At 26.6% G+C, this 17076-nt stretch carries 13 protein-coding genes; all 13 read left to right on the plus strand.

Annotation, left to right across the window (positions count from 1 at the left end):
• Positions 1-46 precede the first annotated feature (46 nt).
• The 13 genes from AVBRAN12637_RS03155 (at position 47) to AVBRAN12637_RS03215 (ending at position 17031) form a co-directional block, all read left to right on the plus strand.
• Positions 47-976 carry an NAD(P)-binding domain-containing protein gene (locus AVBRAN12637_RS03155; RefSeq protein ID WP_214116693.1) on the plus strand — a complete coding sequence of 310 codons (930 nt, stop codon included), beginning with the start codon at positions 47-49 and terminating at the stop codon, positions 974-976.
• A 2-nt stretch (positions 977-978) separates the two neighbouring features.
• Positions 979-3117, plus strand: coding sequence for a hypothetical protein (locus AVBRAN12637_RS03160; protein ID WP_214116691.1), 2139 nt, complete (start codon positions 979-981; stop codon positions 3115-3117).
• Positions 3114-3797, plus strand: a complete 684-nt coding sequence (locus AVBRAN12637_RS03165; RefSeq protein ID WP_214120057.1) for a tRNA1(Val) (adenine(37)-N6)-methyltransferase — start codon at positions 3114-3116, stop codon at positions 3795-3797. The genes AVBRAN12637_RS03160 and AVBRAN12637_RS03165 overlap by 4 nt, the downstream gene beginning before the upstream one ends.
• Positions 3784-4149, plus strand: a complete 366-nt coding sequence (locus AVBRAN12637_RS03170) for a YkgJ family cysteine cluster protein (RefSeq protein WP_214116687.1) — start codon at positions 3784-3786, stop codon at positions 4147-4149. Before AVBRAN12637_RS03165 ends, AVBRAN12637_RS03170 begins: the two co-directional genes overlap by 14 nt.
• The gene (locus AVBRAN12637_RS03175; RefSeq protein WP_336609243.1) at positions 4131-5513 is read left to right on the plus strand and encodes a tetratricopeptide repeat protein; all 1383 of its coding nucleotides are present in this window, start codon (positions 4131-4133) and stop codon (positions 5511-5513) included. Before AVBRAN12637_RS03170 ends, AVBRAN12637_RS03175 begins: the two co-directional genes overlap by 19 nt.
• On the plus strand, positions 5501-5971 hold the full coding sequence (locus tag AVBRAN12637_RS03180) for a hypothetical protein (protein ID WP_214116683.1): 471 nt from the start codon (positions 5501-5503) through the stop codon (positions 5969-5971). The genes AVBRAN12637_RS03175 and AVBRAN12637_RS03180 overlap by 13 nt, the downstream gene beginning before the upstream one ends.
• Entirely contained in the window at positions 5943-6413 is a 471-nt protein-coding gene (locus AVBRAN12637_RS03185) for an HIT family protein (RefSeq protein WP_336613795.1), read from the plus strand. The genes AVBRAN12637_RS03180 and AVBRAN12637_RS03185 overlap by 29 nt, the downstream gene beginning before the upstream one ends.
• The gene (gene mnmH / locus AVBRAN12637_RS03190; RefSeq protein ID WP_336615303.1) at positions 6400-7380 is read left to right on the plus strand and encodes a tRNA 2-selenouridine(34) synthase MnmH; all 981 of its coding nucleotides are present in this window, start codon (positions 6400-6402) and stop codon (positions 7378-7380) included. The genes AVBRAN12637_RS03185 and mnmH overlap by 14 nt, the downstream gene beginning before the upstream one ends.
• Before the next feature lie 22 nt (positions 7381-7402).
• Positions 7403-8587, plus strand: coding sequence for a DUF262 domain-containing protein (locus AVBRAN12637_RS03195; protein ID WP_336615304.1), 1185 nt, complete (start codon positions 7403-7405; stop codon positions 8585-8587).
• Positions 8580-10091: a DUF262 domain-containing protein gene (locus AVBRAN12637_RS03200; RefSeq protein ID WP_336615305.1), complete on the plus strand. Its 1512-nt coding sequence runs from the start codon at positions 8580-8582 to the stop codon at positions 10089-10091. Before AVBRAN12637_RS03195 ends, AVBRAN12637_RS03200 begins: the two co-directional genes overlap by 8 nt.
• A 108-nt stretch (positions 10092-10199) precedes the next feature.
• Positions 10200-14378, plus strand: a complete 4179-nt coding sequence (gene dnaE, locus AVBRAN12637_RS03205; RefSeq protein WP_442862429.1) for a DNA polymerase III subunit alpha — start codon at positions 10200-10202, stop codon at positions 14376-14378.
• 504 nt (positions 14379-14882) lie between these two features.
• Positions 14883-15650 (plus strand): tetratricopeptide repeat protein, encoded by a 768-nt coding sequence (locus AVBRAN12637_RS03210; RefSeq protein WP_336615306.1) that lies wholly within the window; start codon positions 14883-14885, stop codon positions 15648-15650.
• Between the two features lie 412 nt (positions 15651-16062).
• Positions 16063-17031: an NADP-dependent oxidoreductase gene (locus tag AVBRAN12637_RS03215; protein ID WP_336615307.1), complete on the plus strand. Its 969-nt coding sequence runs from the start codon at positions 16063-16065 to the stop codon at positions 17029-17031.
• Positions 17032-17076 lie beyond the last annotated feature (45 nt).

The following is a 17076-nucleotide window of genomic DNA, read 5'->3' on the forward strand; positions in this document are numbered from 1 at the left end:
AAATTTATGCTTAATATAGAGCAAAAAAATTAATAAAGGAGCTTAAATGCTATATGATTTAGTAGTAATAGGTGCAGGTCCAGCGGGAATTGCAAGTGCTTATGAAGCACATAAAAATGGTTTAAAAAATGTTTTATTAATAGAAAAAGCAGCAGAGAATTGTCAAACTTTTAGAACTTATTATAAAGATGGAAAAAGAGTTGATAAAGTTTATAATAAAATTGATATTCCAAACTTAGGAAATATACCTTTTGAAGATGGAACAAAAGAAAGCTCATTAGAATTATTTACAAGCCTTTGCGATGGTTCTTTTGAAGTAATGTTTTCAAATGAAGTTGAGAAAATCAAGCAAGTTGATGGAAATTTAGTTGTATATTCAAGTAAAGGCGAATTTAAAACAAAAAATGCAGTAATTTCAATCGGTAGAATGGGAAAACCAAATAAACCAAGTTATAAACTACCTTCAAAATTAAGTAAAGTTATCAATTTTAACGCAAACGATGCTAAAGAAAATGAAAAAATCTTAGTAGTTGGTGGTGGTAATAGTGCTGTTGAATACGCTGTTGATTTAAGCAAAAAAGCAAATGTTACATTATGCTATAGAAGAGCTGAATTTAGTAGAATTAATGAAATAAATCATAAAAATGTATATGAAGCAAAACTTACTTTAAAATTAGCAACTGATATTAGCGAAGTAAATGAAGTAGATAACAAACCTGAAGTTACTTATACTAATGGTGAAAAAGAGATTTTTGATAGGATAATTTATGGAATTGGTGGCTCTACTCCAGTTGATTTTCTAACAAATAGTGGAATAGAAATTGATGATAAAGGCGTTCCTACTTTTGATACAAATATGCAAAGTAATGTTAAAAATATTTTCGTAGCAGGAGATATTGCTAGTAAAAATGGAGAAAGCATAATAACTGCTTTAAATCACGCTAAAAAAATTGCTGATTATATTATTAAGGGTTAAGCTTGGCTAAGAAGAATTTAACACTATATAGCTTAGGTGCTTGTGCTGTTATTTTAGGTGGAATTTATTTTGTAATTCCATCTAAAGACACAAAAACAAACCAAACACCAATAAAACCACAAGTAAAAATAGAGCAAAAACAACAAACAAAACAAGTGCAATTGCCAAAACTTGAAGAACAAAACTATAAGATATTAAATGATAGAATTGTAAAGCTTACAAAGCAAATAGAAAGCTTAAAAAATAGCAATACCAAAGCCAATGAAATAGAAAATCTATATCAAGAAATTGAAAAATTAAAAATACAAAACGAACAATTAGAAACTAAGAATAATGAATTAGTTCATCGTTTAAATAACGAAAGTTTATTAGTAAATGAAAATAGCAAAAACTCATATCAGCAAATGATAGATAAGCTAAATGAAGATTTAGCAAATTATAAAAGCGAAAACGATAGTTTAAAATTAAGCTTAAATGATAAAGAAAACGCTGTTAAAAATCTAAATTCTTTACTAGGAACTCTTAGTAATCAAAAACAAATGGACGAATTTGAACACGATAATTTAGCAAGAAAATTGCAAGATGAATTAGATAAAGCAAATGCAAAAATCATAGCAAATCAAAAAAATTACACAGATGTGGTTAAAGAAAATGATATTTTAAAACAAAGAGTAAAAAATCTAGGGAATTTAGAAAGTGTAAATGCTGAATTAAGTAAAGTAAATAATGAACTTAACTTAAAAAATCTTGAATTAAGTAAAGAAATAAAAGCAGCAAGCAAGCTAAATGATGAATTAAAAAGCAATAATAATTCTGATTTTGTAAAGCTTAATTTGGATAATAAAAATCTCCAAGCAAAATTAGATGATGCCAAAACTTCAATATTAAAACTAAATCAAGTTAAAAATGATTTGGAACAAAAATTAGATAATTTAAAAAATATTGAAAAACAAAGAGATGAATTAAAAAATGAAGTTTTTCAAGCAAAACTAGAACTTGAAAAATCTAAAAACGAACAAACTAAAGTGATTAAGGATTTAAGTGATAAAAGCCAAAATTCACTTGATAATCTTACAAAAGAGCTAAATAAAGTTAATGAATCTAATGCTAAATTACAAGATAAAAATACAAAAAATGAAATAGCATTAAAAGATATGCAACTAAAAAATAAAGAACTAGAATTAGACTCAAAGAAAAAAGAAAAAGATTTAAGTGAAACAATAGCAAAGCTTCAAAAAATTGATGAGCAATTAAAAGCAAGTAGTGCAAATAATATGGATTTAAAAACAAAATTAGATAATTTACAAAAAGAAAAAATAGAATTAACCACGCAATTAAATAAAATTAATAATGAGTTTTTAAACTATAAAAACGATAGCTTAAGTAATAAACAAAACGATGTTAAGGACTTAAATAATAAACTTTACGAAAGTTCAAAAGCTTATGATGAGCTAAATGTAAAATATATAGCTTTAAAAGAAGAATATGCGGCTAAAGAACTAGATAATAATAAAGCAAAACAAGAAAACAAAACACTTTTAGATGAAATTGAACAACTAAAATTAACTATTAGTAAGGATACAAATTCTGAAAGAGTTTTAGCCTTAGAAGAAGAAAAAGATAAGCTATTAAAACAACTAAATGAAATAAATATCAAAACTTTAAATAACTATAATCAAGAAAATAGCGAACTAATAGCAAAAAAAGAAAAAATTCAAGAATTAGAAAAAAAACTTGAATTAGCTCAAAAAGGAAGTTCGTTAAATACAAATAGTTTAAAACTACAAGATACTTTTGTTTGTGATGATATAAAATCAGGAGTAATTGGACTTAGTAAAACTTGCTCGCTTGAACTTGATAAATTCTTAGCAAAATATAATCAAAATTATTTATATGAGATAACTCCTATAATTGATGATAGTGGCTTTAAGAGTTTAAGTGCTATTGATGGAGTTCATATGGCTAGCAAAGAAGTGCAAAGATTAACTCGCTTAGCTAATTTTGGATTATCAAAAGATAGAACAAAAAGTGCTGCAAGTTATATAAAATCAAAAATTCCTAATGCACTAATTAGCTCAAGTTTAGAGCCTGAATACTCAAAAGATAATAAAAAAGGCTTTATTTTAAGAGTTTATAAATGATAATTTATCAATATAAAAACGGCTATCGCTACAATAGTGATAGCATAATTTTATATGATTTTATAAATAAAGATAAGCTTAAAGGAATAGGACTTGATATTGGTGCTGGAAGTGGAATTTTAAGCCTATTATTAAGCGAAAATAAAAATATAAAAATAGATGCAATTGATATTCAAGAAGAAAATGTAAAACTATGCAAAAAAAATTATGAAAAAAATAATCTTGATTATAAAGTAATTTTAGGTGATATTAAAGATTATAAAGTTTATAATTATTATGATTTTATAATCTCTAATCCACCATTTTATTCTAAAATGCAAGCACAAAATAAGCATTTAAATATTTCAAGACATATTGATTTTTTGCCACTTGAAATATTGTTAAAAAGTGCTGATAAATTATTAAAACCAAAAGGTTTTTTATATTTTTGTTATGATGCTAAAAAAATTGATTTAATATTTGAAACCTTAAAAAATACGAATTTAAAATGCGAAATAATAAGATTTATTCACACAAAAGCCGAAAAACCATCAAATTTAGTATTAATTAAAGCAAGAAAATTAAGCAAAAGTGATGTGCTGATTTTGCCACCTTTAATATGTAACGATAGTAATGGCACAACAAAAGAATTTAATTCAATTTATCAAAATATCAAGGTTCAAAGTTATGATTTACAATAAAGATTACTCATATTCATTTGATGAGAGTAAATGTAGTGAGTGTGGCGGTAAGTGTTGCACGGGTGAGAGTGGTTATATATTTTTAACTAGCGATGAAATTATCCAACTAGCTAAGATAAAAAATACAACTTTTAATGATTTTGTTAATAAATATTGCATTAAAGTAGGCGTTAGGTTTAGCCTAATTGAAAAGCCATACAATAATGGCTTTGCTTGTATATTTTTTGATGAAATTAATAAAAATTGTGGAGTATATGAAGCAAGACCTATGCAATGTAGAACATTTCCGTTTTGGGAATATTTTAAAAATAACCTAAAGGAGCTTAAAAAAGAATGTATTGGGGTAAATTAATACTAATCTTATTAGCTAGTATTACTTTTGCTGATAGTATTGATGATTTGCGTTTAAACGCAATGTTAAACGAAAATAATAATGCTAAATTATCTAGCGAATCATATTTAAAATTATATGATGAAACAAAATTAAAAGCTTATTTAGAAAATGGAATAAAACAAGGTTTTATTGCTAATTTAAATATGGATAAAGCAGTAAATACTTTAAGAGATATTGATAAAGATAATAATTTAATCAAAAAACTAGATATTGTTAAATTAGTAGAACAAAAAAATTATAAACAAGCAAAAAAAGAGTATTATAAATTCATATCAAAAAACGAAGATTTTACACTAGCTAATGCTATGAGTAAGGAGCTGTTTAATCAAGGATTAAAAAAAGAAGCCTTACAAATATCTAAAGATTATTATAAAAAATATAGCAATTTATACTCATTATATTTATATATTGAAATGCTTATGGCTAACGAAAAATATAAAGATGTAGTAAAACTAACAGAAGAATTTAATAAAACCGCAGAAGAAAATAATAAAGTAGATACAGAATTAGCTCCTTTTTTATTAATGCGTTTAAATGCTTTAAAAGCTCTTAATATGTGGGAGAAAACGATTAGATTAGACCCTAAAGGCTATTCAGAACAAATATTAAAATTATTTAAAGAAAAAGATTATAAAAATATCAAAGAATATACTAAATTAGTGCCTATAAATCCTGATTATTCATTGTTTTTGCTGTATAGATTAGAAGCGCTTTATGAACTTAATAATTCTTCAGATATTGATGAGATTTTTAGCTTAGGAATGAAGCTTTATGAATTTACAAATAATAAAGATATTTTATACACAATAACTAAGAAATTATTGGAATTTAACAAGAAAAAAGAGCTTTATGAAATAGCTAATTTAGATGATGAATTAGCTTATAAAGTATATTTTAATTTAAAAGAATATAAAAAACTTAGTGAATTTTTATATCAAAAAGCAATTAAAGAAAATAATAATAGTTATTTAATAGAATCATATATATACGAAATGCTAGATAATCCTAAAGAATTTGATTATTTCAAATTAGATGAATTAGTAGCTAAAGGTGGCGTTGCTCCTAATATGCTAAATATATATGCTTATACAATAATTGATGAAAAAATTGATATTGCAAAAGGTATAAAACTAATACAAAAAGCTTTAGAACAAGAACCTGATAATGCTTATTTTCTTGATACTTTAGCTTGGGGATATTATTTAATAAATGATTGCAAAAACGCACAAGAAACTATGCAAAAAGTATTACAAAACGAAGATGTTTTAAATGAAGATGAAATAAAACTGCATAATCAAAGGATAAATAAATGCAAGAATTAAGCAAAGAAATTCTAATAAAAAGTCTTGGATTTAATCTGTTTTATCCAAGAGATTTAAGTGAATTTAAAAATGAAATAATTAAATTTAGCTATGACTTAAATGATTTAAATGATGCTTTTATTACCAGTGATTTTGATGAGCTAGGTTATGCTAGGCGTTATGTTAAAAAGCATTTATTTTATTATTCAAAAAACTTAAGCGAAGATGAATTAATCAAAGCTAGTATTTACGGAGCTGATGGGATTGTTTTGGATAAAATTGCTAATAATGATTTATTAAATCTTGCAAAAAATTGTGGTTTTAGCTTAGGGTTTTTAGCTAAAAACAATATAGATTTATTTAAAGCTACCATAAAACAATTTGATATTTTTATTGCTAACGATAAATTATTAAAAAATGTTCCAAATACTAAATATAAAGGAATTCTTAATGCAACACCTAAAAGCACCTTGGCGTGATAAATATTTTAAAGAAGATAGAAGTTTATGTCCTTTTTGCGAAGATAGTGAAGTGCTAGTTTATGAAGATGAGTTATGTAGGGTTTTAATGAATAAATACCCTTATTCTCCAGGACATATTCTAATAACTCCTAGAAAGCATGTTGAGTTTTTAAACGATTTAGATGAGATAACTTGGCTTAGAATGGCAAAAATAGCTAGATTTGCTGAAAATATTATGAGAACAACCTTGCATGCACAAGGAGTAAATATCGGACTTAATTTAAGCGATGCAGCAGGTGCTGGTATAGCAAAACACTTGCATTTGCATGTCTTACCAAGATGGCATAAGGATACTAATTTTATAACCACTATTTGTGATACTAGAGTTATAGGGACTAGCCTAGATGAATTATATTTAAAGATAAAAGAGAGCTTTAAAAACTACAATGCAGCTAATTAGTGCTAAAGAATTTTTAAATACTAATAAAAATATTTTAATAGACGCAAGAAGTCCAAATGAATACAAAAAAGCACATTTAAAAAAATCCTTAAACTTTTTTGCCTTAAATAATGAAGAGCATAAATTAGTAGGGACAAAATATGCTACTAATAAATTTAACGCAAAATTATTAGGAGCTAGTTTTATTTGCAAAAACACAAGCATTCATCTTAAAAAAATACAAAATATAGCAAACCCACATAAAGATGAAATATATATTTATTGTGCTAGGGGTGGTCAGCGAAGTGGTGCGATAGGTCATATTTTAAGTGAGATTGGATTTAAAGTCTATAAATGTGAAGGTGGTTTTAAAGAACTTAGAAACGAGATGATTTCGTATCTTAATAGCTATCAAAATCCTAATTTTGTAAGCCTAGCAGGAAATACAGCTTGTGGTAAAACAAGGCTTTTAAAATTACTTGATAATAAAATAGATTTAGAAAAATTAGCCCATCATTTCGGCTCAACTTTTGGCTCTCGTGGGTTTTTACAACCTAGCCAACAACAATTTGATATAAATCTAATAAATGAATTAAAAGCATTAAAAGATGCAAAAGTATTCATAGAAGCAGAGAGCAAAAACATAGGAACTATAACTTTATTTAATAATTTTTACGAGCAAATGAATAGCGGTATTAAGGTGTTTTGCGAAGCTAGTTTGGATATTAGAGTGCAAAATTGTGTGAATGATTATCAAAACATTAGCTCGGAGTTTTTTTATTTTTGTCTTGAGAGATTAAAGCCTTATTTAGGAAATGCCTTAGTTTATGAGCTAAGCACTGCTTATAATAATAAGGATTTAAAAAGTGTAGCAAAAATACTTTTAATCAATTATTATGATAAGGTCTATAAAAAACCTAAGGAATTTGATTTATTATTAAATCTTGATGATTTAGAAAAAGCTAAAAATGAGTTAATGAAATTGTAATTTTATAATCTAAAGGATTTTTATGGATAATATAAGCTCAAGCATATTAACTTTTGATAAATTAACCAAACTAAATCTTAGCATACCTGATTATCAACGCCCTTATGTATGGGAATTAAAGCAGGTTAAAAAATTAATTGAAAGTATAAATAAAGATGAAAAATTACTTGGTTCAATCGTGTTATATAAAAATAATGATACCTATGAAATAATAGACGGGCAACAAAGACTAACCACTATAAAACTTATTTTAAAGGCTTTAGATAAAAATAATAAGTTTTTAGAAAATGCTAAATATTATCATCAAATATCACACATAAAAATCAAGCAAAATTACGAATACATTCAAAAATACTTAAAACAAAATAATAACTTTTATGATAAATTACAAAATACTAATTTTATTTGTATTAGCACTAATGATATAAAAAGAGCTTTTGTGTTTTTTGATAATATCAATACTAAGGGCAAAAAGCTAGAAAATTATGATTTAATCAAAGCATATTGGGTATTAAATACCAATAATGATTTAATTAATTACTATGTTAAAAAATATAATGATTTTATTGAAGATGGGAAAAAGCACGAACACCCTACATATAATGGAGTAATTTATAATAATTATTTTCAATATTTTTTAAAAAATATAGCTATGATTAGGGGGTATATGCGTGAATATAATAAAAACTATCAAGATATTAATATCATAGATGAATATTGTAAAATCACTCCTTTTAGTGCTGGATTAAATATAAATAATATAAATGCAAGTTTTACTAATGGGGTTAGCTTTTTTGCTTGGGTAAAAAAGCACTATGAAAATACAAAATTAATAGCAAAAAGTGATTTTATAAGTAAATTTCAAAAACTATATGTAAATAATAATTTATATCACTATACTATTTTTGTTTTGATTGTATATCTTGATAAATTCCCTGATGGTGATTTTAATAAAATAGCTAGAATGGTAGTTAGAATTACTTATTATAGAGCAATTAACAACGATACAAAATATTCTTATCAATCTTTAATCCAAGATTGCAAATATATAATCCAAATCATTTTAAGCTCAAATATAGAAGAAGAATTAATTTATAGATTAAATGATTTAATAGCTCATTATCCTTACAAACAATGTATTAAACAACTTGAATTTTTAGAGCAAGAATTTAAAAATTATGGTATTTTAGGAGCTTCTTATGAATAGCAAAATCATTAAAATAAGCGAAATAAATCAAAGCATTGTAATACCGATTTATCAAAGGTTATATGAATGGGATAAAGAGCAAATAAGAACACTTTTAGATGATATTTTAAACGCAAACGAAGAATATTTCATAGGCACAATTACAACTAGCTTAAGAAATAATGAATTAATAATAATTGACGGGCAACAAAGGCTTAGCACTATATTTTTCTTATGTGCTTATATGTGCTATGAAAATAACAAAATGCAAAAAGCTGAAGGAGAATTTGCAAATGCTTTTAATTTTGCGTATTTAGAAAATGAATGTAGATTTAAAATGCCTTTAAGAGAAGATATAACAGATGCTATTTGGGATTATGATTTTAATAATTTAGGCGAGAATATAGACAATGCCTTTAATACTTTTGAAGAGTATTTTAAATACAACGATATGTCAAAATTAAACGAAAACCTTTTTGAAAATATAAAAATTAATTTAGTAATTTTAGATGATAATTTAGGCGAATATTTTTTAACTATGAATAGCAATTTAATTCAATTAAATCCAAGTGATATTTTAAAATCATATTTACTAAATCTCTTAAAAGATGATGATAAATATTTTTATTATTCAAATATTTTAAATGAATGTATGCAAATGGATAAAATAGCTGATTTTAATACAGAATACAAAGCTCTTAGTATAGATGATATTTTAAATACCAAAAATCATGAAAATAATATAAAAATATACGAAAGCCTTATTGATTACCCTACTTTTGTTTTGCATATTTTTAGGATTTTATTTGGAGATGAAATTAAAATTGATAAAACAAAATTCTTAGAAAATACTTGGAATAAAATAGAGCAAACAAAAGAAAACGCCATAAAAATAATAAATGCTTTAAAAGAATATAGAATTATTTTTGATAGAAGAAGTGTTAGAAAAACTCACGAAGATTATAAGCTTTTAGGAGATTTAAAGGATGCTAAGCTTGAATTGTTTTTAAATTATTTAAGAGTAGCTAGAAATCCTAGTGAATATTTAGAAACTTTACTAACTTGTAAAAGTGATGAAGATTTATTTAAAGAACTAAAAAACCTAGATGATAATCTAGCAAAAAACGACAATCTTGATGATTTAAATTATAATCATCCAAATATTGTTTATTGGTTACAACGCTATGAATACTATCTAATGCAAGATGTTGATTTTAAAAATAACTATAAAAATTACATTGCAAATTATCGCTTTAGAGATATTAATTCAGTTGAGCATATTTACCCACAAAGCAAAAGCAAAATTGATGACTTAGGCAATTTAGCCCTAATAAGTGATAGTGAAAACTCACAATTTAGCGATAAAGATTTTAATAAAAAGAAAAATATTTTTCAAAATTTCATAAATGAAAAAATAATAATTAGTCTAAAATTATTAGAAGTCTATTCTAAAAATAGCTGGGATTTAGAAGAAATTAATGCCTATCATAAAAAAATGCTAGATATTTTAAATAATTCCTTTTAAGCTAAATACAAAATTATTTTAAATTCTATAAAAATATTAAGAATTTAAAATAGATTTTGTGTTTAAAAAGTCTTTAGATAAAACGACTAAAATAGCCCTAAAGGATAAATTATGGATTTTACACATTTACATTTACATACAGAATATTCGCTTTTAGATGGCGCAAATAAAATTGATGAATTAGCAAAAAGATTAAAAGAGTTAAATTTTAAATCTTGTGCAATAACTGATCACGGGGTTATGTTTGGAGCAATTCATTTTTATAAAAGTATGAAAAAGCACGGAATTAAGCCTATTATTGGATTTGAAGGCTACTTGCACGATGATGATGATTTAAGCAGCACTGCAACCAATCGCCGTTGGCATATATGTTTATTTGCTAAAAATCAAAAAGGCTATGAAAACCTTATGTATCTTACTTCAAGAGCTCATATAGATGGTTTTTATTATCGCCCTAGAATTAATAAAAAATTATTAAAAGAATATAGCGAAGGTATAATTTGTAGCTCTGCTTGTCTTGCAGGTGAGATTAATTGGCATTTAAATGATAAAGAAGTTCGTCGCAATGGAAAAACAAATGCTGATATGGGTGCTAAAGGCTATGAAGGTGCAAAAGCAGCCGCACTTTGGTATAAAGAAGTTTTTAAAGATGATTTTTATCTTGAAATTATGAGAATGGGTATAAATTCTCAATTAAATATAGATACAAATATACTTAAATTAGGAAGAGAATTAGGCATAAAAGTAATAGCTACAAACGATTCGCATTATACTTATAAAGATAGGGCTCAAGCTCAAAATATCTTTATGGCAATTAGCACAGGAGATATTGTAGGGGTTGATCCTGAAAGTGATGAAGCCAAAAAAGACAATGGCTTAAGACATACAATGAGTGAAATCTATGTAAAAAGCGCTGAAGAAATGCACGAATTATTCCTTGATGTGCCTGAAGTTGTGCAAAATACTCAAGAAATAGTTGATAAATGCAATTTAGAGCTAAACTTAGGAAACCCTACTCCACCAAATTTTAAATTCGCTCTTGAATACGCTGAAAAAATCGGCTTAGAATTGCCTAGTCAAGATATGTTTAGCTTTAGCAATGATGATGTATTATTTGAAAGGCTTTGTTGGGACGGGCTTAATAAGCGTTTAGTATATATTGATGAGAGCAAACACGAAACCTATAAAGAGCGTTTAAGAACTGAAATCAACATTATTAAAAATATGCGTTTTAGTGGTTATATGCTAATCGTTCATGATTTTATAAAAGCTGCTAAGGATATGGGTATTCCTGTTGGACCTGGTAGGGGCTCTGCTGCAGGTTCATTGGTATCGTTTTGTTTAGAAATAACCGACCTTGACCCACTTCCTTATAATCTACTTTTTGAGCGTTTTTTAAATCCTGAGCGTGTATCTATGCCTGATATTGATGTGGATTTTTGTCAAAATAGGCGTGAAGAAGTAATTGATTATGTTGTAAAAAAATATGGTCGCTATAACGTAGCTCAAGTAATTACCTTTGGTAAATTACTTGCAAAAGGTGTTATTCGTGATGTTGCAAGGGTTTGTGATTTACGCATAAAAGATGCTGATACTTTAGCAAAATTAGTCCCTGATGAGCTAAAAATCACTCTAAAAGATGCTTACGAAAAAAACCCTGATATTAAGGCTTTCATTGAAGATTTAGACAATCGTGCAGAGTATAAAAATATAGTTTGCCACCCTGATGATGTAAGGGGCAAAAGCAAAATCGGAACTAGGGTTTGGGAGTATTCATTAGCACTTGAAGGACTTAATAGAAACGCAGGAATGCACGCTGCTGGAGTGGTAATTTCAAACGAAGAATTATGGAAAAAAACCCCATTGTTTAAACAACCAAAATCAGACGCATTAGTAACTCAATATATGAAAGATTATCTTGAAGATGTTGATTTGATTAAGTTTGACTTCTTAGGACTTAAAACTTTAACCGTTATTGATAATGCTATAAAACTCATTAAAAAACGCCATAATATAGATATAGACTGGAACAAAATTGATGTAAATGATAAAGGCGTTTATGATTTAATTCAAACAGGAAATACTCTTGGGATTTTTCAAATAGAAAGCTCGGGAATGCAGGATTTAAATGCTAGGCTTAAGCCAACTTGCTTTGAAGACTTAATCGCTGTTTTAGCACTTTATCGCCCAGGGCCACTTGATAGTGGAATGGTTGATGATTTTATAGATATTAAGCACGGAAGAAAACCAGCTGTATATGCTTTCCCTGAATTAAAGCCTATTTTAGAGCCAACTTATGGAGTTATTGTATATCAAGAGCAAGTTATGCAAGTAGTTCAAACCATTGGTGGATTTAGCTTAGGTGGAGCTGATTTGGTTCGTCGTGCTATGGGTAAGAAAAAGCTTGAAGAAATGGTAAAATTAAAAGGAGAATATCTAGAAGGTGCTATAAAACAAGGCTTTGATGAGAAAAAGGCTGATGATTTATGGGAGCTTATTTTAAAATTTGCTGAATACGGCTTTAACAAATCTCACTCAGCAGCCTATGCTCTAGTAGCCTTTCAGACTGCTTATCTTAAAAAATATTATGAAACAGAATTTATGGCAGCATTACTAACTAGCGAAGAGGGAAAAGTTGAAAAAATTGAAAAATATAAAGATGAGCTAGATAGATTAGGAATAGAACTTTTACCACCTAATATAAACGATGGCACAAGGGAATTTAACGTTACTATGAAAGATGGAAAAGCTGCTATTGTCTATGGGCTTGGCTCAATTAAGAGCTTTGGAATTCCTAGTGCTGAAGGACTTGCAAAAGCTAGGGGAAATAAGCCATTTAGCGATATGAAAGACTTTATTGCAAGGGCTGATGCTGCTTATATGAATAAAAAAGGCTTAGAAGCTTTAGCTAAGACGGGTTGTTTTGAATGTATTGGGATTAATAGAAAAAGTGCTTTAAATGCAATTGATTATATTATTAATGAGTTTAAAGCAAAAAAAGAGCATGATAAAAGATTGCAAGAGAGTTTATTCTCTCAATTTGAAACAGAATATCATAGTAGTATTGATATTACAAACCAAGAAGAATTTAGTGTAGCAGAATTGGCCGAGTTTGATAAAGAATATTTAGGAATATATCTTGGCTCACACCCGCTAGATGAGTTTAAAAAAGAAATTAAATCAATTGAGCATTATAAAAGTAGTGATTTTGAGAATTTAGATGATGGGGAATATCAAGCATTTTGCTTAGGAATTATTGAAGAAGTTGATTTTAAACAAAGCAAAAGCGGTAAAAGCTATGCAAATATTAAAGCGCTTGATTATTATTCAAATTTTAATATTTTATGTTTTAACCCTGATTTAATAGATGTTTTAGCATCAAAATATAAAGCAATGAACCTAGCAGCTCAAGATGTAAAAACCAAAAAATCTCTTTACGCATTTATTTTAAATCTTAAAAGAGATAATGCAAAAAATACTTTATTTTTAAATAATTTAATAGAAGTAAATGCTAGTGAAATAGGTGTAAATACTGATGATAAAAACGCTCTTGGATATGAAGTGTTTAGTAAAAAGGGTGGTAAGAAAATTAAGGGCGATATTAAAAGATTTTCTCATCTAACTCAAAATATTGAATACTTAAAAAGTAGCGATTTTAACAAGGCTGATTATGGAGATTACAATGCTTTTTGCTTAGGAATAGTAACTGAAGCAGAATTTAAAGTAAGCAAAAAAAATAAAGCCTTTGCTAAGCTTAAAGTGGTTGATGAAGGTGGAGAATTTGATATTTTATGCTTTAATGATGAAGTGTATAAAAAGCTAGAAAATGAGTTTTTTAGTAAAGAAAAAGAAGAGAATTTATATGGATTTGAAGTTAGTTTAAGAGCTGATGAGAATGGAGTTGGGGTATTTATTGATGATTTTTTCTTAATTACTAACGAGCTTATAAAAGAGCCAAGTGAGAATAAAAACTCATTAGGTTATGTGGTATTTGAAAAACGAATAGCAAAACCAAGAAGGCAGTATTCTAAAGAAAATAAAGAAGAATTTACACAAAGTCCAAAAGCTTTTGAAGGAGAATTCATACAAATTGATTTATTAAATATCAGTGCAGAGATTTTGCAAGAAATCACAAGATTGATTAAAGAAAATTTAAGTCAAAATGTAAGTGCAAAAGAAATAGTTTTAGAATTTTTAGATGATTCTTGTGTGAATAAGTATTCAAGAAGATTTGGTTTAAATAATGAAGCTATAGAGAAAATAAAGGAATTATCAAAAATTAGCTAAAAAATTAATATTTAAATTCTAGTGGATAAAGAATTTATAAAATAAACTATAAGACTTTATCCACTAAATAATCTTTTAATTTTATAACTAACTTAGATAAAAGTAAAAGAATTTAAAACATAGATTTTTAATAAGTCCTTATTAAGTATAAAATGCTAGTTAAGTAACATAAAATAAGTTGTATAAAAATTTTAAAAAAGCTTTAGAATTAGGCGTTTGCTAGTATTTTTTAAAGTTAGATAAGACTTAAAGCTTTCAAAACTAAAATAGATTTTTCTTACATGGTTTAAACTGATTAGCTAAGTGTAAGCTCTCATAAAGCAAACCAATCAGCTAAAACAAGTGTGCTTAAAACCTTTGCTTGTTATGATTTTTATAAAAAAAGCAATACGCAAAAATACCTAAAAGAATACGAAAATCAAATTCTAAACAAAATAATAAATGCTTAAAATAATAATTTAAAATGACAAATTAGTATAATTTACTTCCGAAAAAGGAGATAAATTGAAAAAGTTATTGTGTTTTATACTTTTAAGCATTTGCATTATCGGTTGTTCTAAAACAAATATGCTAGAAAAAATCAAATGCGATCAAGATGATTACATTGCTTGCGTTCTCTTAGGTTCTAATTATAAAGATAATTATGGTTATCAAAAGGCTGCACAACTAGCTACAAAAGCTTGTAATGATGAAGATTTTGAAGCTTGCTATCATTTAGGAGTTTTATATGAAAACGCACAAGGAGTAGAGCAAGATTACACTAAAGCATTTAATCTTTATAAAAAATCTTGCGAAGGTGGGTTTATTTATAGTTGTAATAATTTAGCTGGTTTATATGTTAGCGGAAATGGCACAAAACAAGACTATGCAAAAGCAGTAAAGCTTTATACTAAAACTTGTAGTGATGAGTATGCTGTTAGCTGTTATAATTTGGGATTTTTATATAATATTGGAGTGGGTGTAAAGCAAGATTATACAAAAGCAATTCAATTTTATACAAAAGCTTGCGATAAAAACTATGCGAGTGCTTGTAGTAATTTAGGAACTTTATACCAAAAAGGTGAAGGTGAAAAACAAGATTTTGTTAAGGCTGTAATATTCTATCATAAAGCTTGTGAGAAAAATAATGCAATAGGTTGTATCAATTTAGGGTTTATGTATTTTAAAGGACAAGGTATAAAGCAAGATACTCAAATAGCTAAACATTTTTTCAATAAAGCTTGTGATTTAGGCAACAATATAGGTTGTGAGAATGCTATGCAACTTAAATAAATATATTTAATTATTTTTAACTAAAAAATCTATATAAAAATAGTGATTTAATGTAATTGCTATATATAAATTTAACTAAGTAAGAATATTTTTGCTTAGTTAAAAATAAAATTAGCTTTATAAAAAGTGTGTTAAAAACACAAAAACATTTTTATTTGTAACGAGCATAAATAAATCAATTTTGTTTTATGAAAAGCTTGGGTTTTGCATAGAACAAAAATAAGAGATTAAAAAACTTTTGTCAATTAAAAATGTCTAGATAATGCTACAAGATATAAATAGGATTAAATAAGAGTTTTCGTTTCTAGCAAATCTAAAGGCAGCTATGAAATAAAAGAATTTGTAATGCGAGATTTTAATGGCTATGTATATATAATTGCATAAAAAAAATAATTAAATTTAAAGGAAAATTATGAAAGCAGCAGTTTTAAATAATTTTAAAAGTGATTTAGAAATAAAAGAAATTGATATTCCAAAAATAACAGATGATGAAGTTTTAATTAAAGTAACTTATGCAGCCGTAAATCCACTAGATAATCTTATAAAAGATGGTGCACTAAATATAATAACTCCTTATAAATTACCACTAATTTTAGGCAATGAATTAGTAGGAGTTATAACTAGCATAGGTAAAAATGTAAAAGAATTTAAAGTTGGGGATAGAGTTTATGCAATGTGTGAAAAAGCATTTGCTGAATATGTAGCGATAAATCATAAGTATATAGCAAAAGTGCCTAAATATTTAAAAGATGATGAAGCAGCTTGCGTGCCATTAGCCTCTTTAACATTTTTACAAGCTATTAAATTAATGAATGCTAAAAATGAAAACTCAATATTTATTTCTGGAGCTAGTGGGAGTTTTGGAAATCTTGCTTTGCCACTTGCAAAAGAGTTTAAAATATATGCTAGCGGAAATGCTAATTTTAAGCAAAAAGCCTTAGAATTAGGCGTTTGCGAGTATTTTTCAAAAAGCGATGATTATACAAAAATTAAAGTAGATTTTGTAATAGATTGCATTGGTGGAAATGAAACTTTTAAGCAGTTTAAAATCCTAAATAAAGGTGGAAAGTTAGTATCTTTAAAGGGTATGCCTGATATGAAATTTACTAAAAGCTTGAAGCTTTCAAAACTAAAGCAGATTTTATTTTATTTTGCAGGATTTAAGCTAAACAATGCCGCTAAAAAAGTAGGCTGTGAGTATCATTTTATGTTTGTTAATAAAAACGGCGAAGAGCTTAATCAAATATCTTATATGCTAGATAATATAAAATACCGCCCATCAGTCGGTGAGATTTTTAGCCTAAATGATATAAACCAAGCTTTAAAAAGTGTAAAAAATAACAATAAAATCGGTAAGGTTTTGATTAATTTAAATAATTAGAACGCTTATAAAATATCTTTCTAATTTAAATTCTAAGAATTTAAA

Origin of the sequence: Campylobacter sp. RM12637 (genome assembly GCF_020137645.1) — a bacterium.
Lineage (GTDB): Bacteria > Campylobacterota > Campylobacteria > Campylobacterales > Campylobacteraceae > Campylobacter_E.

Bases quoted from the DNA above. Each gene is read 5' to 3' on its own strand.
- AVBRAN12637_RS03155 (WP_214116693.1), top strand. From the start codon at position 47: ATGCTATATGATTTAGTAGTAATAGGTGCAGGTCCAGCGGGAATTGCA.
- AVBRAN12637_RS03165 (WP_214120057.1), top strand. From the start codon at position 3,114: ATGATAATTTATCAATATAAAAACGGCTATCGCTACAATAGTGATAGC.
- AVBRAN12637_RS03170 (WP_214116687.1), top strand. From the start codon at position 3,784: ATGATTTACAATAAAGATTACTCATATTCATTTGATGAGAGTAAATGT.
- AVBRAN12637_RS03175 (WP_336609243.1), top strand. From the start codon at position 4,131: ATGTATTGGGGTAAATTAATACTAATCTTATTAGCTAGTATTACTTTT.
- AVBRAN12637_RS03180 (WP_214116683.1), top strand. From the start codon at position 5,501: ATGCAAGAATTAAGCAAAGAAATTCTAATAAAAAGTCTTGGATTTAAT.
- AVBRAN12637_RS03185 (WP_336613795.1), top strand. From the start codon at position 5,943: ATGCAACACCTAAAAGCACCTTGGCGTGATAAATATTTTAAAGAAGAT.
- mnmH (WP_336615303.1), top strand. From the start codon at position 6,400: ATGCAGCTAATTAGTGCTAAAGAATTTTTAAATACTAATAAAAATATT.
- AVBRAN12637_RS03195 (WP_336615304.1), top strand. From the start codon at position 7,403: ATGGATAATATAAGCTCAAGCATATTAACTTTTGATAAATTAACCAAA.
- AVBRAN12637_RS03200 (WP_336615305.1), top strand. From the start codon at position 8,580: ATGAATAGCAAAATCATTAAAATAAGCGAAATAAATCAAAGCATTGTA.
- AVBRAN12637_RS03215 (WP_336615307.1), top strand. From the start codon at position 16,063: ATGAAAGCAGCAGTTTTAAATAATTTTAAAAGTGATTTAGAAATAAAA.